This is a genomic window from Streptomyces lanatus, from assembly GCF_014655715.1.
GTDB classification, from domain to species: Bacteria; Actinomycetota; Actinomycetes; order Streptomycetales; family Streptomycetaceae; genus Streptomyces; species Streptomyces lanatus.
Genome location: NZ_BNBM01000025.1, coordinates 1 through 21,474 on the forward strand (window position 1 = coordinate 1; position 21,474 = coordinate 21,474).

The 21,474-nt window shown below is 69.2% G+C and carries 15 protein-coding genes and 2 pseudogenes; 7 read left to right on the forward strand and 10 right to left on the reverse strand.

From position 1 onward, the window contains the following. Positions 1-271, reverse strand: a pseudogene (locus IE325_RS41830) (serine hydroxymethyltransferase); the annotation flags it as partial. Between the two features lie 251 nt (positions 272-522). Here IE325_RS41830 and IE325_RS41835 point away from each other — a divergent pair. Then, complete coding sequence (locus tag IE325_RS41835; protein WP_190075440.1) at positions 523-1,320, forward strand: IclR family transcriptional regulator; 798 nt, start codon at positions 523-525, stop codon at positions 1,318-1,320. Positions 1,321-1,364: 44 nt separating this feature from the next. Here IE325_RS41835 and folP read toward each other — a convergent pair whose 3' ends face one another. Then, a complete protein-coding gene (gene folP / locus IE325_RS41840) occupies positions 1,365-2,261 on the reverse strand; it encodes a dihydropteroate synthase (protein WP_373315338.1) in 897 nt (298 codons plus the stop codon). Positions 2,262-2,308: 47 nt separating this feature from the next. Next, a complete protein-coding gene (locus IE325_RS41845; RefSeq protein WP_190075441.1) occupies positions 2,309-3,169 on the reverse strand; it encodes a bifunctional methylenetetrahydrofolate dehydrogenase/methenyltetrahydrofolate cyclohydrolase in 861 nt (286 codons plus the stop codon). Between the two features lie 227 nt (positions 3,170-3,396). Here IE325_RS41845 and IE325_RS41850 point away from each other — a divergent pair, with 227 nt between their 5' ends. The 4 genes and pseudogenes from IE325_RS41850 to IE325_RS41865 all read left to right on the forward strand — a co-directional run. Continuing rightward, positions 3,397-5,901 carry a GcvT family protein gene (locus IE325_RS41850; RefSeq protein ID WP_190075442.1) on the forward strand — a complete coding sequence of 835 codons (2,505 nt, stop codon included), beginning with the start codon at positions 3,397-3,399 and terminating at the stop codon, positions 5,899-5,901. A 17-nt stretch (positions 5,902-5,918) separates the two neighbouring features. Further along, positions 5,919-6,689: an electron transfer flavoprotein subunit beta/FixA family protein gene (locus IE325_RS41855; RefSeq protein ID WP_190075443.1), complete on the forward strand. Its 771-nt coding sequence runs from the start codon at positions 5,919-5,921 to the stop codon at positions 6,687-6,689. Beyond that, positions 6,686-7,675, forward strand: a complete 990-nt coding sequence (locus tag IE325_RS41860; protein ID WP_190075444.1) for an electron transfer flavoprotein subunit alpha/FixB family protein — start codon at positions 6,686-6,688, stop codon at positions 7,673-7,675. Before IE325_RS41855 ends, IE325_RS41860 begins: the two co-directional genes overlap by 4 nt. Before the next feature lie 130 nt (positions 7,676-7,805). Beyond that, positions 7,806-9,986: pseudogene (locus IE325_RS41865) on the forward strand ((Fe-S)-binding protein); the annotation flags it as partial. A 540-nt stretch (positions 9,987-10,526) separates the two neighbouring features. Here the strand turns inward: IE325_RS41865 and IE325_RS41870 are convergent. The 5 genes from IE325_RS41870 to IE325_RS41890 form a co-directional block, all read right to left on the reverse strand. Next, positions 10,527-11,201 (reverse strand): GntR family transcriptional regulator, encoded by a 675-nt coding sequence (locus IE325_RS41870; RefSeq protein ID WP_190075446.1) that lies wholly within the window; start codon positions 11,199-11,201, stop codon positions 10,527-10,529. Between the two features lie 145 nt (positions 11,202-11,346). Further along, the gene (locus IE325_RS41875; RefSeq protein WP_190075447.1) at positions 11,347-12,309 is read right to left on the reverse strand and encodes an ABC transporter substrate-binding protein; all 963 of its coding nucleotides are present in this window, start codon (positions 12,307-12,309) and stop codon (positions 11,347-11,349) included. Between the two features lie 14 nt (positions 12,310-12,323). Further along, the gene (locus tag IE325_RS41880) at positions 12,324-14,327 is read right to left on the reverse strand and encodes an ABC transporter permease (protein ID WP_190075448.1); all 2,004 of its coding nucleotides are present in this window, start codon (positions 14,325-14,327) and stop codon (positions 12,324-12,326) included. Next, a complete protein-coding gene (locus tag IE325_RS41885; RefSeq protein WP_190075449.1) occupies positions 14,327-15,424 on the reverse strand; it encodes a quaternary amine ABC transporter ATP-binding protein in 1,098 nt (365 codons plus the stop codon). Before IE325_RS41885 ends, IE325_RS41880 begins: the two co-directional genes overlap by 1 nt. An 8-nt stretch (positions 15,425-15,432) precedes the next feature. Further along, positions 15,433-16,902 (reverse strand): aldehyde dehydrogenase family protein, encoded by a 1,470-nt coding sequence (locus IE325_RS41890; RefSeq protein ID WP_190075450.1) that lies wholly within the window; start codon positions 16,900-16,902, stop codon positions 15,433-15,435. A gap of 219 nt (positions 16,903-17,121) precedes the next feature. Between IE325_RS41890 and purU the strand changes: the two genes are divergently transcribed. Then, positions 17,122-17,994: a formyltetrahydrofolate deformylase gene (purU, locus tag IE325_RS41895; protein ID WP_190075451.1), complete on the forward strand. Its 873-nt coding sequence runs from the start codon at positions 17,122-17,124 to the stop codon at positions 17,992-17,994. A gap of 102 nt (positions 17,995-18,096) precedes the next feature. On the opposite strand, the gene betA is transcribed toward purU, so the two are convergent. Together betA and IE325_RS41905 are read right to left on the reverse strand one after the other, a co-directional pair. Next, entirely contained in the window at positions 18,097-19,770 is a 1,674-nt protein-coding gene (gene betA / locus IE325_RS41900; protein WP_190075452.1) for a choline dehydrogenase, read from the reverse strand. Between the two features lie 40 nt (positions 19,771-19,810). Beyond that, positions 19,811-20,464, reverse strand: a complete 654-nt coding sequence (locus tag IE325_RS41905; RefSeq protein ID WP_229912447.1) for a lactonase family protein — start codon at positions 20,462-20,464, stop codon at positions 19,811-19,813. A 263-nt stretch (positions 20,465-20,727) separates the two neighbouring features. On the opposite strand from IE325_RS41905, the gene IE325_RS41910 reads away from it, so the two are divergent. Continuing rightward, positions 20,728-21,474, forward strand: a complete 747-nt coding sequence (locus IE325_RS41910) for an IclR family transcriptional regulator (RefSeq protein WP_190075570.1) — start codon at positions 20,728-20,730, stop codon at positions 21,472-21,474.

Here is a 21,474-nt window from a genome sequence, read left to right on the forward strand (position 1 = left end):
CGTACTCGGCGCCGAACAGCTCCTTGACCCGGTCGATCGCGATCTGCTCGGCGACATCGACATGCTCACAGCCGCCGTAGTAACGCCTACCGGGATAGCCCTCGGCGTACTTGTTGGTGGCGACCGAGCCCTGCGCCTCCATCACCGCGATGGGCGCGAAGTTCTCGGAGGCGATCATCTCCAGGGTGGACTGCTGACGCTCCAGCTCGGCATCGAGCGCGGCCGCGATCGCCGGGTCGACCTCGTGCAGGGACTGGTTGAACAGGGTCATCGACGGTCTCCTCGGGTGTGGGTGCGGTGGGCGGCGTGGGCGTCGGCGAGGTTCTCGACAGGGGGAGGTGTCGCGGATCGAGTTCGGATGACGCGTGGACACGACGGGAACCGCACCGTGGTCTTCCGCCGGCGGTGCGGCCGTGCGACCATGCCGGCGGCCGAGGGAGTCGGGTGTGCCGGGATCCGGGCGTCCGAGCCCTCCCGCACAACCCCCTGCGATCCCACGCACCCCATGCCTATAGTTGCGTCATGAGCAACCACACCGCAGATAACGAGACAACGGGTCACGCGGTGAGCGGGGTGCAGTCCGTCGACCGCGCCATCAGTGTCCTGGAGATCCTCGCCCAGCGCGGCGACGCGGGCGTCAGCGAGGTGGCCGCCGAGATCGACGTCCACAAGTCGACCGCGTTCCGTCTGCTCGGGGCGCTGGAGGCGCGCGGCCTGGTCGAGCAGACGGCCGAGCGGGGCAAGTACCGGCTGGGTTTCGGCATCGTGCGCCTGGCCGGCGGGGTCACGGGCCGCCTCGACATCACCCAACAGGGCCGGCCGGTGTGCGAGCGGCTCAGCGAGGAGATCGGCGAGACGGTCAACATCGCTGTCCTGCAAGAGCACTTCGCGGTCAACCTCTATCAGGTGCGGGGCCCGGGCGCCGTCGGCACCCACAACTGGGTCGGGCAGCTCACCCCGGTGTACGCCACGTCGAGCGGCAAGATCCTGCTGGCCCACCTGCCGGCGAAGGAACGCACGCGCGTGCTCGCGGAGTCGGGGGTGCGCAAGATGACCCCGCACACGCTGACGGCCAGGACGAAGCTGGAGCAGAACCTCGCCGAGGCGCGGGAGCGCGGATACGCGCTGGCGCTGGAGGAACTGGAAATCGGCCTGCACGCCATCGCGGCCCCGATCCGGTCCCGCGAGGGCAAGGTCGTCGCCGCGCTCAGCGCCTCCGGTCCCACGTACCGCTTCACCGAGGAACGCATCCACACCATCGCGCCGATGCTGATCGACGGCGCGGAGGAGATCGGCCACCGGATGGGCTATCTGGGCTGAGCCCGCACCGCCGAGCTCGCAACGGCGAGGTTCCACAGGGGCGTTCATGGCGTCAGGTGCTGCGTGGTCGCCGGCTCGGCGCCCCAGCGAGCCGTCACGCGTACCGCGTCGGCCGTCGAGGCGACGTCGTGCACGCGCAGGCACCAGACGCCCTGCGCGGCGGCGAGCGCGGACACGGCGGTCGTCGCGGCGTCCCGCAGTGGTGCCGGGCGGGGTCGTCCCGTCGTCGGGTCCGCCAGCAGTCGGCCCAGGAACGCCTTGCGTGACGCCCCCACGAGGACGGGCAGGCCCAGCGCCCGCACCTCCCCGAGGCGGCCAAGCAGCTCCCAGTTGTGCCCGGACTCCTTGGCGAAGCCCAGCCCGGGGTCGATGATCAGTTGGCCCGGCGCGATCCCCGCCTTCAGCGCGGCGCCGATCCGCAGCCGCAGTTCGTCGAGCACCTCGGTGACGACATCGCCGTAGACGGCCTTCGTCTGCATGCCCGCGGAGTGCCCGCGCCAGTGCATCGCGACGTACGGCGTGCCGGCCCGGGCCATCAGCGGCAGCATCGCGGGGTCGGCGAGGCCTCCGGAGACGTCGTTGACCAGCCGCGCACCCGCGTCCAGCGCGCGGGCGGCGACCTCGGCCCGCATGGTGTCGACGCTCACGACCGCGCCCGCCGCGGCGAGTTCCCGGACGACGGGCAGGACGCGCCGCAACTCCTCCTCCACGGGCGGCCGTCTCGCGCCGGGCCGGGTGGACTCGCCGCCCACGTCCACGATGTCCGCGCCCTGTTCGAGCAGCGCGAGCCCGTGCGCGACGGCCGCGTCCGCGGCGAACGACAGCCCGCCGTCGGAGAACGAGTCCGGGGTGACGTTCAGGACGCCCATGACCAGCGTCCGCCCGGGTCGCGGCAGCCCGTGCGGGTGGGGAGCGGTGGCGGCTTGGGCCACGGAGGTCATAGGAATCCCGCCTTGGAACGTACGGAGATCACTCACGGACTGCGCGTTCATACGGCGGCGGTGTCCCGCTCGGCCGCCTCGACCACGTTGGCCAGCAGCATCGCCCGGGTCATCGGGCCCACGCCGCCGGGCATCGGCGCGAGCCATCCGGCGACCGTCGCGGCTTCCGGATGCACATCACCGACCAGGCCCTCCTCGGTGCGGGTGATGCCCACGTCCAGGACTGCCGCGCCGGGGCGCAGCATGTCCTTGGTGATCAGCCCTGGCGAGCCGGCCGCCGCGATGACGATGTCGGCCTCGCGGACATGCCAGGCGAGGCCCTTGGTGCCGGTGTGGCACAGGGTGACGGTGGCGTTCTCGGAGCGGCGGGTGAGGAGGAGGCCTATGGGGCGTCCTACCGTGATGCCCCGGCCGACCACGCACACCCGCGCGCCCGCGAGGGGCACTTCGTGGCGGCGGAGCAGTTCGACGATGCCGCGCGGGGTGCACGGCAGCGGGGCCTCCACACCCAGGGTGAGCCGGCCGAGGTTGACGGGGTGCAGGCCGTCGGCGTCCTTGGCCGGGTCCATGCGTTCCAGTACGGCGTTGGCGTCCAGGTGGCGAGGCAGCGGGAGCTGCACGATGTAGCCGGTGCAGTCCGGGTCGGCGTTGAGCTCGTCGATCGTGTCCTCGACCTGCCGCTGGGAGGCGTCGGCGGGCAGGTCCCGGCGGATGGAGGCGATGCCGACCTGGGCGCAGTCGCGGTGCTTGCCGGCGACGTAGGCACGGCTGCCCGGGTCGTCACCGACCAGGACGGTGCCCAGGCCCGGCGTGCGGCCGGCCGTGGCGGTCAGCTTGGTCACGCGTTCGGCGAGTTCGTGGCGGATGTCGGCGGCGGTCGCCTTGCCGTCGAGCAGCTGTGCGTTCACCGGCGGTGCTCCTTTTCCTTCGGTGCGGCCGTGGAGCGGGGCGTATCCCGATGTACATCGCCATCTCATGCACGACTGACACCCAACTGATATACGACAGATCTGTCAACCCTGCCGCCCACCTCCGGGCGCGACCGACTCCCTCTCGCACCCTTGACCGCCGACGACCTGCCATATAGCGTCACCACAACTGGTATATCAGTCGCGTGTCACTTGAGGAGGTTCCCATGGCAGAGGTCCCCCAGCAGGCCAAATGCGTCGTGATCGGGTCCGGCATCGTCGGCAACAGCCTGGTCCACCACCTGGCCCGGCTCGGCTGGCGCGACATCGTGCAGCTCGACAAGGGCCCGCTGCCCAACCCCGGTGGTTCCACCGGTCACGCCTCCAACTTCATCTTCCCCGTGGACCACTCCCGCGAGATCACCGATCTGACGCTGGACTCGGTGCGGCAGTACAAGGAGCTGGGCGTCTTCACCGAGTCCGGCGGCTTCGAGATCGCGCGCACCGAGGAGCGCATGGAGGAACTGCGCCGCCGGATGTCCAGCGCCAAGGCCTGGGGCATCGAGTCACAGCTGGTCTCCCCCGCCTTCGTCAAGGAGAAGGTGCCGTTCATCGAGGAGGACCAGTTCATCGGCGCCTTCTGGACCCCGAGCGTCGGCGTCGTGGACTCGCTGCGCGCGGGCACGATCATGCGTGACGGCGCCATCGAGAGCGGCGCGCTGACCAGCGTGCCCAACGTCGAGGTGACCGGCCTGGACGTCGAGGACGGCCGGATCCGCCGGGTGCGCACGAACAAGGGCGACATCGAGGCCGAGTACGTCGTGATCGCCTGCGGTGTGTGGAGCCCGAAGATCGGCGACATGGCCGGCGTCAGCATCCCGCTGACCCCCGCCGTCCACCAGATGATCTCCGTCGGCCCCTGCCCGCAGCTGTCCGGGCTGCCCGGCGAGATCAACTTCCCGATCGTCCGCGACATGGACACCTTCTGCTACGAGCGTCAGCACGGCGCCGACATGGAGGTCGGGTCCTACGCCCACCGGGCGATCCTGCACGAGCCGGAGGACATCCCGAGCATCGAGCAGTCCAAGCTCAGCCCCACCGAGATGCCGTTCACCTCCGACGACTTCGACCCGCAGCTGGAGCAGGCCTACGAGCTGATGCCCGAACTGCTGGGCGCCGAGGGCGCGGAGATGCGGTACGCGATCAACGGCCTGCTCTCGCTGACCTGCGACGGCAGCCCGATCCTCGGCGAGAGCGAGGTCAAGGGGCTGTGGACGGCGGCCGCGGTGTGGATCAAGGAGGGCCCCGGCGTCGGCCGCGCGGTCGCCGAGTGGATGGTCCAGGGCCACAGCGAGATCGACATCTCGCACTGTGACATCGCCCGGTTCTACCCCCACCAGAAGCGCCGTGACCACACCCGGCTGCGCACCACCGAGTCGTTCATCAAGACCTACGGCATCGTCCACCCCGCCGAGCAGTACGAGTCCGACCGCGAGCAGCGGCTCTCCCCCATGCACGAGTCGCAGAAGAAGCTCGGCGCGGTCTTCTTCGAGGCCGTCGGCTGGGAGCGGCCGCAGTGGTACGGGTCCAACGCCGACCTGTTGGAGGAGTACGGCGACCGGGTGATGCCGCGCGAGAACGAGTGGGACGCGCGCTGGTGGAGCCCCATCGTCAACGCCGAGCACCTGCGGATGCGTGAGTCCGCGGGCGTCATCGACCTGACCGCCTTCGCCATCTTCGACATCACAGGCCCCGGCGCGCTGGACGCCGTACAGCGCACCTGTGTCGCGCAGTGCGACGTGGCGGTCGGCAAGGTGATCTACACCCCGGTCCTCGACGGCAAGGGCGGCTTCCGCTCCGACCTCACCGTGATGCGCCTGGGCGAGAACCACTTCCGGGTCGTCACCGGCGGCGCGCACGGCATGGCGGACAAGAAGTGGTTCGCCGACCAACTCGGCGACGACGCCTCGCTGGTGGACCTCACCGACCAGGTCTCCACCATCGGGCTGTGGGGCCCCAAGGCCCGCGACATCCTCGCTCGGCTGACCGACGCGGACGTGTCCCACGGCCGTTTCGGCTTCCTCAGCTGCCGCGAGATCGACTTCGACGGCATCACCGTGCTGGCCTCCCGGATCTCCTACGTCGGCGAGCTCGGCTGGGAGTTGTACGTCCCCTTCGACCAGGCCGCCGCGGTGTGGGACAAGCTGCTCGCGACGGGTGCGCCCCTGGGCGCCCGCCCGGTCGGCATCGGCGTCTACGTGACCACGGGCCGGATCGAGAAGGCCTACCGCGCCTTCGGCCTCGAACTCGACGGCGAGCGCACCATCGTCGAGGCGGGCATGCAGCGGCCGAAGGTCAAGGGTGCCGACTTCATCGGCAAGGAGGCCTACCTGGCGCAGCGCGCCGCCGAGCCCGCGACCGTGCTGTGCACCCTGTCCGTGGACGACCACACCTCGGCGTCCGGGGTGAAGCGGTACATGCTCGGCGGCGAGCCGATCCTGACCCGCTCCGGCGGGACGCTGGTCGACGGACACGGACACCACCCATACGTCACCACCGCGGGCTCGGCTCCCTCGCTGGGCAAGCACCTGCTGCTGGCGTACCTGCCGGTCGATCAGGCGCGGGTCGGCACCGAGCTCGCGGTCTCCTACATGGAGGAGCTGTACCCGGTGACCGTGATCGGCAACGACGCCACCCCGCCCTTCGACCCGGCCAACGAGCGGATCCGCTAAGCCTGGAGAGGTGAACGATGACGAACGTTTTGGTCTGTATCAAGCGGGTCCCCGACTCCTCCGGTGAGGTCCTGCTCACCGACGACCAGCAGGGCGTCGACGGCAGGTACGTCGGCTTCACCGTGAGCAACCACGAGAGTTGTGCGGTCGAGCTGGCGGTCCAGACCGTCGAGGCGACCGGCGGCACGGTCACACTGCTCACGGTCGGCCCGTCCGAGGCCACCGAGCAGCTGCGGGACACGCTGGCGCTGGGCTGCCAGGCGGCCGTACTGGTGGAGGCGGAGCCGACCCGGCTCGGCCCGGCCGACGTGGCCCGGGAGATCGCCCACGTGGTGCGTGAGAAGGAGGCCGAGGGGACGACGTACGACCTGATCCTGCTCGGCAACGACGCCGCCGACAGCGGTGACTTCCAGGTGGGCATCCGGCTGGCCCACGCGCTCGGCCGGCCGGTGGTCAACGGCGTGTCGACGGTCGAGGTGGCCGACGGCCATCTGACCGCCCGCGGTGACGGCCCCGACGGTGAGGAGACCTACTCGCCGCCGTTGCCCGCCATCGCCACGGTGCTCGAGGGCGGGGTGGAGCCGCGCTATCCGACGCTGAGGGGCCGGATGGCGGCCAAGAAGGTCCAGATCGAGACCCGGCCCCTGTCGGCCGAGCCGGTCGGGGCGAGCCGGGTGCGGCTGCTGCTGCCCCCGCCCGCGCCGTCGACGGTCGAGGTGCTGGGCGAGGGCCCGGAGGCGGCCGGTGCGGTCGCCGACCTGTTCGGAAAGCTGGGGGTGACCCGATGATTCTGGTCCTTGTCGAGACCGAGAACGGCGCCGCGAGCGAGATCTCCCTGGAGACCCTCGCCTTCGCCCGGGCGCTGGCGGCCGAGGGCGGTGGCATCGCCATCCGCGCGGTGGTGGTCGGCGCGGTCGAGAACCGCGACGCGCTGGCGGCCGAACTCGGCACGCACGGCGCGGCCGAGGTCCATCACGCGGTGGGCGAGGCGTTCACGTCGTACGCCGGGGCCGCCTGGGCGGCGGCACTGCAGGCGATCCGCGAGTCGACCGGCTCGGTCGTGGTCACCGCCGCGGGCTCGCCCCGGGGCAACGAGGTGCTGGCGCATCTCGCCGCCCGGCTCGATGTGCCCATGGCCGCCAACGCGACCGCGTTCCAGGGCCTGGCGCCGTTCGTGGTGACCCGGCAGGTGGTCGGCGGGGCGGCCATGGAGGAGATGACGCTCGACCAGCGGCCCGCGATCCTCACCGTCGCCGGCCACTCATGGGCCGCGTCGCCGGTGTCGGGCGCGTCACCCGCCGCCTGGGTGGAGGTGACCCCCGAGGTCGCCGAGTCCGACCTCCTGGCGCGGGTCGTGTCGACCGGCACGAAGGAGGTCGACCACTCCGGCTCGCTGAAGTCCGCCAAGGTCGTCGTGGGAGCCGGACGCGGGGCGGGCGGTGCGGACGGCTTCGGCGCGGTCGCCGAACTCGCCGAGCTGCTCGGCGGCGCGGTCGGGGTGTCCCGGGTGGTCACCTCGCTGGGCTGGCGTCCCCACCACGAGCAGGTCGGCCAGACCGGCTCCCGGATCAGCCCGGACCTGTACATCCCGTGCGGGATCTCCGGTGCGATTCAGCACTGGGCGGGGTGTGCGTCGTCCAAGACGATCCTCGCGATCAATACGGACCCTGAGGCGCCGATGATGACCAAGGCGAACTACTCCGTTGTGGGCGATATGCATGAGGTGTTGCCCGCGATCATCGAGGAGCTGAAGTCGCGTGGGGTGCGCGGCTAAGACGCGCTCCGTTGGAAGGCCGAATGTCGCCTGCGGGTGCGTTGTGGCTGGTCGCGCCCGCGCGGCGGAGCCGCATATCGATGCAGCCCCGCGCCCCTTCCGGGGCGCGGGCACTCCCTGAGGAACCCTGATGCAGATCTTCGCCCTAGTGGCGTCGGCCGCACTCACGTTGGCCGCCCTCCTCGTTCTCGTCCCTGCGGTACGTCGCATGCTCCGGGTTGTCCGGATGGGCGGGCCCGCGAGTCCGGGGCGCACCGATGAACCGGTCGCTCGAACGGTCACCATGCTCAAGGAGACCGTGCTGCACACCCGGATGCTCCAGTGGACCTGGGTCGGCGTCATGCACTGGTTCGTGTTCGCGGCCTTCCTGTTCCTGAGCACCGCGGTGGCGGGCGCGTACGTCCAGCTCTTCGACCCCACGTGGGCGTGGCCGATCGTGGGCCACTGGTATCTCTTCGAGTGGTTCAGCGAGTTCATCGGGGCGCTGAGCACCGTCGGCATCGTCTGGCTGATCGCCTACCGGCAGAAGCACCACCCCCGCAGGGAGGGCCGTAAGAGCAGGTTCTACGGCTCGACGTTCTGGCAGGCCTACTTCGTGGAGTACCTGGCGCTGCTGGAGGGCGCGGCGATCCTGTTCATACGAGGTGCGGAGTATCACCTCGTCGACCAGGACCACGCGACGCGCGCGCACTTCCCCCTCTCCTCCTGGATCGGTGAAGCGCTCTATCCGGTCGGCCAGGGCGCCAACGAGAACCTCGTGTACTTCATCGCGTTCTTCAAGATCGCGTTGGCGATGGTCTGGTTGATCGTCATCGGCCGCAATCTGACCATGGGCATCGCCTGGCACCGGTTCACCGCCTGGTTCAACATCTGGTTCAAGCGGGAGGCTTCGGGCCGTACGGCGCTGGGTGCGGTGAAGCCGCTCGCCGTCGAGGGCCGGGCGATCACCCTGGACGACATCGACGACCTGGACGAGGACGTCTCGCTCGGCGTCGGGAAGATCGAGGACTTCTCCTGGAAGGGGCTCCTCGACTTCACCACCTGCACCGAGTGCGGTCGCTGCCAGTCGCAGTGCCCGGCCTGGAACACCCAGAAGCCGCTGTCGCCGAAACTGCTGATGAAGGGCCTGCGCGAGCACACCTACCTCAAGGCCGCCGGCCTGGCCGGACACACCGACCGGGCCCTGATCGGCAAGGGCGCCGCGGACCAGGGGGCCTACAACCCCGAGGGTGGCGAGTACGTCGTGGACGCGGACGTGCTCTGGTCGTGCACGACGTGCGGCGCCTGTGTCGAGCAGTGCCCGGTCGACATCGAGCACGTCGACCACATCATCGACATGCGCCGCTATCAGGTGCTGATCGAGTCGGACTTCCCCGCCGAACTCAACCAGGTCTTCAAGGGCCTCGAGAACAGGGGCAATCCCTGGAACATGGCGGCGAGCGCCCGCATGGACTGGGCCAAGGGTCTGCCGTTCGAGGTCAAGGAGGTCGGCAAGGACCTCGAGTCGCTGGAGTCGGTCGACTGGCTGTTCTGGGTCGGCTGCGCCGGCGCCTACGAGGACCGCGCCAAGAAGACGACGCGTGCGGTCGCCGAGCTGCTCCACATGGCCGGTGTCTCCTTCGGCGTCCTGGGCAACCGCGAGACCTGCACCGGCGACTCCGCCCGCCGCTCCGGCAACGAGTTCGTCTATCAGGCGCTGGCCCAGGAGAACGTCGAGACGTTCAAGGAGTTCAAGGTCAAGCAGGTCGTCGCGACCTGCGCGCACTGCTTCAACACGCTGAAGAACGAGTACAAGTCGTTCGGCATCGAGCTGGAGGTCGTCCACCACACCCAGTTGCTCAACCGTCTGGTGCGTGAGGGCAGGCTGAAGCCGGTCGCCCCCGAGCCGGGCACCACCACGCGGTCGATCACCTACCACGACCCGTGCTACCTCGGCCGGCACAACCAGGTCTACAGCCCGCCTCGCGAACTGCTGTCGGCGCTGCCGGGAGCCTCGTACGTCGAGATGGAACGCAACTCGGAGCGGTCCTTCTGCTGCGGGGCGGGCGGCGCCCGGATGTGGATGGAGGAGAGCCTCGGCGAGCGGATCAACATGAACCGCAGCACGGAGGCCGTCGGCACCGGGGCCGATCAGATCGTGGTGGGCTGCCCGTTCTGCCAGGTGATGCTCTCCGACGGCGTCACGGCCCTCCAGGCCAAGGACGAGGCCCGCGAGGAGGTCGAGGTCCTCGACGTGGCCCAGATGCTGCTCGCGTCGGTCAAGGGCGGCGAGACGACGACCAAGCCCGATACGACCCCCACCACCCCCACGCCCCCGGCTCCCCCCGCCACCGCTCCCGCCGAACCAACTGCTTCCAGCGCCGCGGGGCCCTCACTGTTCGACCAGCCCGAGACCCAACCGGCCACCCCGGCCACCTCACTCTTCGCCCAGCCCGACACCGAACCAGCAGCCTCACTCTTCGACCAGCCCGACACCGAACCAGCCAAACCAGCAGCCTCACTCTTCGACCAGCCCAAGACCCAACCGGCCGCACCAGCCGCCTCACTCTTCGCCCAGCCCGACACCGAACCAGCCAAACCAGCAGCCTCACTCTTCGCCCAGCCCGAGACGCAACCAGCCAAACCGGCCCCCTCACTCTTCGCCCCACCCGACACCGACCCGGCCCCCGCAACCCGCTCACTCTTCGACGTCCCGGAGACCGAGCCGAAGGTCGAACCGGAGACCGAGCCGGAGCAGCCCGAGGTCCCGGAGAAGCCGAAAGGCCTGTTCGACCTCTGATCGACCAGGCCCTGAAACCCACTTCGCCCTGCCGACATCAGCTCGGCAGGGCGAAACCGCTCTACGGCCCCGTCAGAGCACGCCCCGGATCTCCCGGGCGAACCCCGCGATGTGCTCACTGGTCAGCTGCTCCGCGCGGTCCGCGTCGCCGTCGGCCACGGCGTCGAGCAGGTCCGCGTGCTCGGTGATGTGGTGGGCGAGGTCGGGGAGGCGGTCGATGACCAGGCACCAGATGCGGGTGGCCAGGTTGTCGTAGCGGATCAGCACGTCCTCGAGGTGGGGGTTGCCGGCCGCCTTGTAGATGAGCCGGTGCAGCGACATGTCCGTCCGCATCATCGCGGTGCGGTCGCCGTGCGGGCGACTCTCACCGCTCCGCACCTCCTCGGCCTCGGCGCGCAGCGTGTCCCGCATGGCGTTGCCGGCGTGTACGGCGGCCCGCCGTGCGGCGAACGGCATGAGCTGCTCGCGGATGTCGGAGATCGCACCGAGCTCGGTCACGTCGATGGCGGTGGCGAAGGTGCCCCGGCGCGGGTAGGACACCACCAGATGGTCGGTCTCAAGCCGCTTGAGGGCCTCGCGGACGGGGGTGCGTCCGACGCCGATCTCCGCGGCGAGCTGGTTGTCGTTGATGGGCTCGCCGGGCCGGATGTCGAGCATGACCAGTCGGTCCCGCAGACGCTCGTAGGCCAGGTCGGCCAATGACACCGGCGCCGAGTCGGTGACCTGTGAGACCTCGGGGCTGCTCATCTTCCGGCCACCTCTTCCTTCGCGTGGAACTGGCGGCACCAGCATCTTGGACTCTGACATACTTCAAATATATCAGTAACCCTGAAGAGTGAGGGCCCGGTCGGCTGTGGGCGCAGCCTACCGGGCCCTGCTCAGTCGTACGGCTCTACTTGATCCAGGCCTCCACCTTGGCGCGGTTGGCCTCGACCCACTTCTTGGCCGCGGCCTCGGGGGCCATCTTGTCCACCGCGATGTACTTCGCCACGACGTTCTGGTCGTCGTTCGTCCAGTTGAAGTTCTTCACCAGGTCATAGGCGGGGCTGCCCGACTTGGCGAACTTCGCGCTGACGATCTTGTCCAGGTCGTACACGGGGTAGTCGCAGTTCACCTTCTCCGCGTCGGCGTCGCAGCCGTCCTTGTACTCGGGCAGCTTGACCTTGACCAGCGGCACCTCGGACATGAACCACTGCGGCTCGTAGAAGTAGCCGATCACCCATTCCTTGTCCTTCTCCGCCTTGCGGAAGGCCTGGATGAGGGCGGTCTCACTGCCCGCGTACACCACCTTGTAGTCCAGCTTCAGGTTCTTCACCAGCGCCTCGTCGTTGGTGACGAACGACGGGTCGCCGTCGAGGAGCTGGCCCTTGCCGCCGGACTCGGACGTCTTGAACTCGGCCGCGTACTTGTCGAGGTTGTTCCAGTCGGTGATGTCCGGGTGCGCCTTGGCCAGCCACGGCGGCACGTACCAGCCGATCAGGCCCTTGTTGCCGGTGGTGCCGGCCTCGACGGCGGTCTTCTGGTCGGTGATGTACTTCTTCTTCAGGTCGTCGTGGCCCCAGTTCTCCACGACGGCGTCGACCTCACCGGTCCCGAAGCCCTGCCAGGCGATCTCCTCCTTGAGGTCCTTCTGGGTGACCTTGCAGCCGAGGTCGTGCTCCGCGACGTACGCGATGACGGCCGCGTTCGCCTCGTAGCCGACCCACGGGTTGACCGCGAGGTTGAAGGTGCCGCACTTGCCCGAGCTGTCCGAGCCGCCCGCGCTGTCCTCACCGACCTTCGCTCCGCCGCAGGCGGTCAGGGTGAGGCCGAGGATCGCTATGCCGGCCGCGCCGGCCCGCCATTGTCTTGCCATGGTTGTGGTGCTCCTTATGCGCCGGCGCGGCGAGCCGCTGCCTGGGTGATCCGGTCGAACATGACTCCGAGAAGGACGATGGCGAGCCCGGCGGCGAGCCCCTTCCCGTACAACTGGCCCTGGGAGAAGCCGGCCACGACGTCGTAGCCGAGGGCGCCGGCTCCCACCAGGCCGCCCACCACGACCATCGACAGCACGTAGATCAGGCCCTGGTTGGTGGCGAGTGTCAGGGCGCTGCGGGCCATCGGCAGCTGGACCTTGGTGATGATCTGCCAGGTGTTGCATCCGGCAGAGGTGGCCGCCTCGACGGTGGTCTCGGGGACGGCCCGGATGCCGTCCGCGATGATCTTCATCGCGACGGGTGCGCCGTAGACGATCGCGGCGACGATGGCGGTGAAGCGGGTGGCGCCGAACAGGGCGAGGAACGGCACGAGATAGACGAACGGCGGCATGACCTGGGCCGCGTCCAGCGTGGGCCGGATCAGCCGGTCCACGAGGGTGCTGCGCCCCATCCACACGCCGAAGACGATGCCGAGCACCATCACCAGGACGGTCGCGACGAGGGTCGAGGCCAGCGTCGTCATGCCGTCCGACCACAGGCCGGTGCCGACAAGCAGGCCCACGCACACGGCTGTGGTGATGCCCGCGCGCCACCCGCCGAGGACCACGGCCAGCGCGATCAGCACCGCGCCCACGAGCCACCACGGGGAGTCGGTGAGCAGGGTCTGGAACGGGTTGAGCAGACCGTTGGTGATGGCGTCGCGGAAGGCGTTGGTGAGCCCGGACAGGTTGTCCTGTGCCCAGGTGGTCACCGTGTCCGCACCGCGGGCGATGGCGCTGCCGGTGCTGCCCTCGCCGGGGAACTCCGCCGCCCAGAGGTAGGTGTGCGAGAGGTAGACGAGGACGGCCGCGATCGCCGCGCCGGCGCCCAACAGCGGGCGGCGCCAGGCGAGGAAGCGGTTCTTCGAGTTCCGGGCGGCCTCCTCCCGTGTGCTCGCCGCGGTGGTGACGCGGTCCAGGACGATGGCCATGACGACGATGGCCAGGCCCGCGTTGAAGGCCGTACCGACGTCGAGCGACTGGAGGGCCTGGACGACGGTCTTGCCGAGGCCGGGCGCGTCGATCAGGGCGGCGATGGTCACCATGGCCAGGGCGGCCATGATGGTCTGGTTGACGCCCATCACCACGGTCCGCTTGGACATCGGCAGCAGGACCTTCAGCAGCGACTGCCGTCGCGTGGCGCCAAGCGAGTCGGCCGCCTCGACCGTCGTCTTCGACACGTTGCGGATGGCGTGCGCCGTGATGCGGATCGTCGGCGGGGCCGCGTAGATGACGGTGGCGATGGTGGCGGAGGCGCCGCCGATGAGGAAGAACAGCGTCAGCGGGGCCAGGTAGACGAAGGTCGGCATCGTCTGCATGAAGTCGAGCAGGGGCGTGATGATCCGGTTGACCCGGTCGGAGAGACCCGCCCACACCCCCAGCGGAATCGCGAACAGCAGCGCGACGAGGACCGCGGAGAGGGTCAGCGCCAGGGTGTCCATGCTCTCCTGCCACAGGCCCTGCAGGCCCAGGAAGGTGAAGCCGGCGACGGCCAGCAGCGCGACACGCCAGTTGCCGACGGCCCAGGAGACATAGCCGGCGATGCCGACGATTCCGAGCCAGCCGATCTGCGGGACCGGGCGGTCACCGGTCGGCTGGGAGATCAGCTCCTGGACGAAGGTCACCAGGGAGTCGATGACGAGGCGGATCTCGTTGAAGAAGTACAGGAAGAGCGGGTTGGAGTTGCGGTTGGCGCCGATGGAGTCATTGAGGTCGTTGATCCACCGGTGCAGATCGGTGAGGTCGGCCGCCGCGAGGGTGAGCGTCTGCTTCCCGCGCAGTACGGCGAACAGCACCAGCCAGACGACCAGGATGGCGCCGATCACCATGGACCGGCTGATCCTGCGGGTCTCCTTGACGGGGGCGGCCGGGGGTTCGGCGATGCCCGTCTTCTCGGGTTTCTCGACGGCGACGGTCATCACGCGCCGCCTTCGCGCCCGGCGACCACCGCGAGGATCTCGTCGTCGCCGACGATGCCGAGCAGCTTGCCGTTCTCGACGACCTTGACGGGCTTGTCGGCCGCGAGCACCGCCCGGGTGGCCTCCTTGACCACGACGTCCGGGCCCAGTTCGGGACCGTCCAGCTCGTCGCCGTCCTCGGCGGGGCGCATGATCCAGCGCAGGGTGAGGACGTCGCCGCGCGGCACGTCCTTGACGAACTCGCGGACGTAGTCATCCGCCGGCGCCCCTACGAGTTCATCGCCGGTGCCGCACTGGACCATCTTGCCGTCGCGCATGATGAGGATGCGGTCGCCCAGTTTGAGGGCCTCGGAGAGGTCGTGGGTGATGAACACCATGGTCTTGCCGACCTCGTGGTGCAGCCGGATGACCTCGTTCTGCATGTCACGGCGGATCAACGGGTCGAGCGCGGAGAACGGCTCGTCGAAGAAGAGCACGTCGGGGTCGCCGGCCAAGGCCCTTGCCAGGCCCACGCGTTGCTGCATACCGCCGGAGAGCTGGTCGGGGTAGGAGTTCTCGTAGCCCTCCAGGCCGACCAGTTCGACGACCTCCTGGGCCCTTTTGACGCGCTCGGCCCTGCCCATGCCGCGGATCTCGAGCCCGAACGCCACGTTGTCCACGACGCGGCGGTGGGGCAGCAGACCGAAGTGCTGGAAGACCATGGAGAACTTGCGGCGCCGCAGGTCGCGCAGGCGTGCCGCGTCGGCCTCGCGGATGTCCTCGCCCTCGAAGACGATCTCGCCCGCGGTGGGTTCGATCAGCCGGGTGAGACAGCGCACCAGGGTGGACTTGCCGGAGCCGGACAGTCCCATGACGACGAAGACCTCGCCGGGTGAGACGTCGAAGTGGACATCGCGTACGGCGGCGGTGCATCCGGTGCGGTCCATGAGCTCGCGGCGGGTGAGGCCGCACAACTCCTCGGATTCCGGCACCAGTTCGGCCTTGGGCCCGAACACCTTCCACAGCCCTCGCACGGATATGACCGGGGTGGAGCCCGAGTCCTGGGGCGTGCCGCGCCGCTGCGGCACCTCGGTCTGAGTGGTCACGATCGACCTCATTTCGGCGTTCAGCCGCGGAACCAGTGCTGCGGCCGGGGTTGGATGTTCTGCCAGATGTGTTTGGGCTCTCGGTACTCGTTGAGGCCGCTCGGTCCGAGCTCCCGGCCCACGCCCGAGTGCCCGAAGCCACCCCATTCCGCCTGCGGTACATAGGGGTGGTAGTCGTTGATCCAGACCGTGCCGTGGCGCAGCCGCCGGGCGACCCGCTGGGCCTTGCCGCCGTCCTGCGTCCACACGGCCCCGGCGAGTCCGTACTCGGTGTCGTTGGCGATGCGTACGGCGTCGTCCTCATCGGTGAAGCGCTCCACGGTGAGCACGGGCCCGAAGGACTCCTCGTGCACCACCCTCATGTCCTGCCGGCACTCGTCAAGGACGGTGGGCAGGTAGTAGTGGCCGTTCGCGAGCGCCGGGTCGTCGGGCCGGGCGCCGCCGCAGCGCAGTACGGCCCCCTCGTCCAGCCCTGCCGCGACGTACGCCTCGACCTTCTCCAGGTGTTGCGCGGAGATCAGTGCCCCGGTCTCGGCGTCGGGGTCGAAGGGGCCGCCGAGGCGGATCTGCCGGGCGCGGCGCACGACCTCGTCGACGAAGCGGTCGTGCAGCGAGTCCTCGACGATCAGCCGGGCGCCTGCCGAGCAGACCTGCCCGGAGTGCAGGAACACGGCCGTGAGGGCGAAGTCGACGGCCGTCTCGAAGTCGGCGTCGGCGAAGACGACATTGGGGTTCTTGCCGCCGAGCTCCAGCGCGACCTTCTTCACGGTCGCGGCGGCGGTGGCCATGATCCGCTTGCCGGTCTCCAGGCCCCCGGTGAAGGAGACCATGTCGACGGCCGGGTCATCGGAGAGCGGTGCGCCCACCTCGGGCCCGGCGCCCAGGACGAGGTTCGCGGCACCGGCCGGGAGCCCGGCCTCCTCCAGCGCCTTCATCAGCAGGATGGAGGTGGAGGGGGTCAGTTCGCTGGGCTTGAGGACGATCGTGTTCCCGGCGAGGAGCGCCGGGGCGACCTTCCAACTGGCCTGCAGCAGCGGGTAGTTCCAGGGGGTGATGAGCCCGCTTACACCGACCGGCTCGTAGACGACCCGGCTGACGGCATCGTCCCGCCCGGTGTCGATGGCCCGCCCCGCGTCGGTGCCCGCGAGGCCTCCGTAGTAACGGAAGCAGGAGACGACATCGGCGATGTCGTACTCGCTCTCCACCAGCCGCTTGCCGGTGTCCAGGGACTCGGCGCGGGCGAAGACCTTCGCGTCGCGCTCCATGATGTCGGCGGTGCGCAGCAGCAGCGCACCGCGCTCACGCTCAGGGGTGTTGGGCCAGTGCCCGCCATCGAAGGCACGCCGGGCCGCCGCGATCGCGGCCTCTGTATCGGGCCGGGTCGCTTCCGAAACGGTCGCCACCAGCGCGCCGTCGCCGGGACATCGGATGTCCCGGTGCCCGCCGGCCACCGGTTCCCGCCATTCGCCATCCACGTACAGGTCTGCCACGCGCCGAGCCTTTCAACCGAAATTCGTTGCGCATTGTGCACCCGATTGCTTGTGGTGGAACACCCTTGCCAATGCGCAGACCGACGTCAAGAGGTTGGCGGGTGACGATTTGGCCATGCGCACACTATCCCGACCGCTCTTGACCGCAAGCGCCACCGAGCCGACCATGTTGCGTATCGCTCATCTTGTTGTGCAATGCGCACTGACGGAGGCCGCCCTATGTCCCCTCGTCCCCAACCCGGCCGCGAGTACGTCCTCACCCTCTCCTGTCCCGACAGGACGGGACTGGTGCACGCGGTGAGCGGCTTCCTCGTCAGGAACTCCGGCAACATCCTGGAAAGCCAGCAGTTCGACGACCGACTTCAGGACCGTTTCTTCATGCGGGTCCACTTCGACGTCTCCGACCCCGGCGCCCGACTGGAAGAGCTGCGGCACCGCTTCGGCCCCGTCGCCCAGGCGTACTCCATCTCCTGGTCCCTGACCGAGGCGGCCACACCGACCCGGACCCTGATCATGGTGTCGAAGTTCGGGCACTGCCTGAACGACCTGCTGTTCCGCAGGCGCACCGGCGACCTCAACATCGAGATCCCGGCGATCGTCTCCAACCACCGCGACTTCGAAGGCCTCGCCGAGACGTACGGCGTCCCCTTCCACCACATCCCGGTCACCAGGGACACCAAGCCGGAGGCCGAGGCGCGGCTGCTGGAGATGGTGCGTGAGCTGGACGTCGACCTGGTGGTGCTGGCCCGCTACATGCAGGTCCTCTCGGACGACCTGTGCAAGAAGCTGGAGGGCAAGGCGATCAACATCCACCACTCCTTCCTCCCCAGCTTCAAGGGCGCACGCCCCTATGAGCAGGCCCACCGGCGCGGCGTGAAACTCGTCGGCGCCACGGCGCACTACGTCACGCCCGAACTCGACGAGGGGCAGATCATCGAGCAGGACGTGGTCAGGGTGGACCATTCGCTCGACCCCGGCGACCTGGTCACGGTCGGCCGGGACGTGGAGGCACAGGTGCTCGCGCACGCCGTGAAGTGGCACAGCGAGAGCCGCGTGATGGTGGACGGCAACCGCACGGTGGTCTTCCGCTGAGCCACACACAGGACGGGGGCGGGACCGGCCGACGGTCCCGCCCCCGTCGTATACAACTGTCGTATACGGCTGTCGCATACGGCTCGGTCGAGCCGCCGTCGACTAGCGCTCCGCCTGCTTCTGGGCGTCGCGGTGGCGGTAGTACGCGGCCTTCGACGGTGGCTGCGGCTCCTTGCCGAGGATCAGGTCGGCGGCCTTCTCGGCGATCATCATCACCGGTGCGTAGATATTGCCGTTGGTGACGTAGGGCATGACGGAGGCGTCCACGACGCGCAGACCGTCCAGGCCGTGCACCCGCATGCTGGCCGGATCCACGACGGCCATGTCGTCGGTGCCCATCTTGCAGGTGCAGGACGGATGCAGGGCCGTCTCGCCCTCCTTGGCGACCCAGGCGAGGATCTCCTCGTCGGACTCGACCTCGGGGCCGGGTGAGACCTCACCGCCGTTGTAGGGGGCGAGCGCGGGCTGGTCGAGGAGTCTGCGCGCCACCCGGATCGCCTCGACCCACTCGCGGCGGTCCTGCTCGGTGGAGAGGTAGTTGAAGCGCAGCGCCGGGTGTTCGCGCGGATCCTTGCTCTTGATCTTCACCGAGCCGATGGCGTCCGAGTACATGGGCCCGACGTGCACCTGGTAGCCGTGGCCGCCGGCGGGCGAGGAGCCGTCGTAGCGGACCGCGACCGGCAGGAAGTGGAACATCAGGTTGGGGTAGTCGACGTCCTCGTTGCTGCGGGCGAAGCCACCGGCCTCGAAGTGATTGGTGGCGGCGGGACCCTTCCGGAACAGCCACTGGAGGCCGATGAAGGGGGCGCGCCATTTCGCCATGTACGGCTGCATGGAGACGGGCTGCTTGCAGGCGTACTGGACGTAGACCTCCAGGTGGTCCTGCATGTTCTCGCCGACGCCGGGGAGGTCGTGGACGACGTCGATGCCGAGGGTGCGCAGTTCGGCCGCGTTGCCGACGCCGGAGAGCTGGAGCAGTTGCGGGGAGTTGATGGCGCCGCCGCACAGGATGACCTCACGGGCGCGGACCTGCTGGGGCGCGCCCCGGCCGCGCCGGTACTCCACGCCGACGGCCCGCTTGCCCTCGAACAGGACGCGGGTGACATGGGCGCGGGTGCGGACGGTGAGGTTGGGCCGCTTCATCGCGGGCTTGAGGTACGCCTTGGAGGCGGACAGCCGACGGCCCCGGTGAACATTCCGGTCGAACTTGGCGAAGCCTTCCTGCCGATAGCCGTTGACGTCATCGGTGGGCGCGTAGCCCGCCTCCTCGGTGGCCTTGAGGAAGGCGCCGAAGAGGGGGTTGGTCGCCGGGCCACGCTCCAGCACCAGGGGGCCGTCATGGCCGCGGAACTCGTCGTCGGGGTCGGCGGCCAGACAGTTCTCCATCCGCCGGAAGTACGGCAGACAGTGCGCGTAGTCCCAGGTCTCCATGCCCGGGTCGGCCGCCCAGCGCTCGTAGTCCATGGGGTTGCCGCGCTGGAAGATCATGCCGTTGATGCTGCTGGAGCCGCCGAGCACCTTGCCGCGTGCGTGATAGACGCGCCGGCCTCCCATGTGCGGCTCGGGCTCGGACTCGTACTTCCAGTCGTAGAACCGGCTGCCGATGGGGTAGGTCAGCGCCGCGGGCATATGGATGAAGACGTCCCACGGGTAGTCCGACCGGCCTGCCTCCAGGACCAGTACCCGGTTCGCCGGGTCCGCGGAGAGCCGGTTCGCCAGCGCACTGCCCGCCGAACCGCCACCGACGATGACGAAGTCGTACTGCACAGGAGCCATGGTCCCTCGTCTCGCTCGCGCCGTAGATGTGCGACGCATGCTAGACCGGGGCGCACCATACGCACCAGGTTGCGAGCAGCGCAACTTCCGAAATGTGACCCAGAAGATCGTGCGGCGGGCTACGAGCCCCCGCCACCGACCAGACTTCCCGCGCCTTCCCCCTTCGGTCCCCCGCGCAGACCGCCGCGATGCCTTCCATGCCGGACTCACCGAAAGCCGGCAGGCCCTCGGCCGTTGTCACCTTCGTGGGGGCGCCGTTGGTCTCGACTCGGAAGCCGTCGATGGTGCCGGAGGTGGCGTTCTGGACGTAGGCAAACCTCTCGTCCTCCGTCACGTCGAGGTCGATCGCCCCCTGCGACTTGGCGGAGGGCGGGGTGGCGATGCCCACTTCATTGGTCAGGGAGAGCTTGCCGCGCTTGTCCATGCGGTAACCGCTGACGGTGGAGTTGCCGGTGTTGCCGCCGTAGAAGAAGTTGCCCGCGCGCTCCAGCCAGCACAGGACCTCCTGACCACTGGCCAGGGGCTGCTGAAGGACCTTCAACTTGCCATCGTCGCCCCGCGCGAACACGTGGATGGTGTTGCCGTCAAGCTCGTTGCCCTGGACGAACACGGCGTGATCGGCCCCGGCGGCAGGTCCGGAGCGCCCGCTCGGGTCATGGTGCTCGCCGTGGCCTTTGTCCATGTCGATGTCCATGCGCATGCTCCATTCCTCCGTGCCCGTGTGACGCCGCCCGCGACTGCGGACGGCGTCAGAGTGGCCAGAGAGAAGGGCGTGCCGGTACGGAACGACGGCCGCGTCGGACTCTCGTAAGAGGTCCCTCGCGGATCGGTCTATACCAGGAGAAAACGCCTGGTCAGGATACCGACAGGTAACAGCTTGTGCCGTAGTGCGCGTATAGTTTCACTGTGAGCAACTACAGCCCTGACTCGGAAACGTCGAATTCATCCGCCGGCGGCGTGCAGTCGGTCGACCGCGCCATCAGTGTTCTGGAGATCCTCGCTCAGCGTGGCGAGGCGGGCGTGAGCGAGGTGGCGGGGGAGATCGACGTCCACAAGTCGACCGCGTTCCGGCTGCTCGGCGCCCTGGAAGCGCGTGGCCTGGTGGAGCAGGCGGGAGAGCGCGGGAAGTACCGACTGGGCTTCGGCATCGTGCGCCTCGCCGGCGCCGTCACCGGCCGTATCGACATCACCCAGCAGGGCCGGCCGGTCTGTGAACGCCTCGCGGAGGAGCTCGGCGAGACGGTCAACATCGCCGTCATGCAGGAGCACTACGCGATCAACCTGTACCAGGTGCGCGGCCCCGGAGCCATCACTGCCCACAACTGGGTCGGCCAGCTCACCCCCTTGCACGCCACGTCCAGCGGCAAGGTCCTGCTGGCGTACATGCCCACCGAGGACCGCGCCACGCTGCTGTCCGAGGCCGGCATGAAGAAGGTCACCTCGCGCACCATCACCGCCAGGACGAAGCTCGAGAAGAACCTCGCCGAGACGCGCGAGCGGGGCTACTCCTTCACCCTGGAGGAACTGGAGATCGGCCTGCACGCGATGGCCGCCCCGGTCCGCAACCGGGACGGCGACGTCATCGCCGCGCTCAGCGCCTCCGGCCCCGGATACCGCCTGACCGAGAAGCGCCTGCACGAGCTCTCCCCGGTACTGCTCAAGGGCGCCGAGGAGATCAGCCACCGGATGGGCTTCCTGGGCTGA

Excerpts from the sequence above, each read along its gene's own strand:
- IE325_RS41835 (WP_190075440.1), top strand. The coding sequence starts at position 523 with ATGAGCAACCACACCGCAGATAACGAGACAACGGGTCACGCGGTGAGC.
- folP (WP_373315338.1), bottom strand. The coding sequence starts at position 2,261 with ATGACCTCCGTGGCCCAAGCCGCCACCGCTCCCCACCCGCACGGGCTG.
- IE325_RS41850 (WP_190075442.1), top strand. The coding sequence starts at position 3,397 with ATGGCAGAGGTCCCCCAGCAGGCCAAATGCGTCGTGATCGGGTCCGGC.
- IE325_RS41855 (WP_190075443.1), top strand. The coding sequence starts at position 5,919 with ATGACGAACGTTTTGGTCTGTATCAAGCGGGTCCCCGACTCCTCCGGT.
- IE325_RS41860 (WP_190075444.1), top strand. The coding sequence starts at position 6,686 with ATGATTCTGGTCCTTGTCGAGACCGAGAACGGCGCCGCGAGCGAGATC.
- IE325_RS41870 (WP_190075446.1), bottom strand. The coding sequence starts at position 11,201 with ATGAGCAGCCCCGAGGTCTCACAGGTCACCGACTCGGCGCCGGTGTCA.
- IE325_RS41875 (WP_190075447.1), bottom strand. The coding sequence starts at position 12,309 with ATGGCAAGACAATGGCGGGCCGGCGCGGCCGGCATAGCGATCCTCGGC.
- IE325_RS41880 (WP_190075448.1), bottom strand. The coding sequence starts at position 14,327 with ATGACCGTCGCCGTCGAGAAACCCGAGAAGACGGGCATCGCCGAACCC.
- IE325_RS41885 (WP_190075449.1), bottom strand. The coding sequence starts at position 15,424 with ATGAGGTCGATCGTGACCACTCAGACCGAGGTGCCGCAGCGGCGCGGC.
- purU (WP_190075451.1), top strand. The coding sequence starts at position 17,122 with ATGTCCCCTCGTCCCCAACCCGGCCGCGAGTACGTCCTCACCCTCTCC.
- betA (WP_190075452.1), bottom strand. The coding sequence starts at position 19,770 with ATGGCTCCTGTGCAGTACGACTTCGTCATCGTCGGTGGCGGTTCGGCG.
- IE325_RS41905 (WP_229912447.1), bottom strand. The coding sequence starts at position 20,464 with ATGGACATCGACATGGACAAAGGCCACGGCGAGCACCATGACCCGAGC.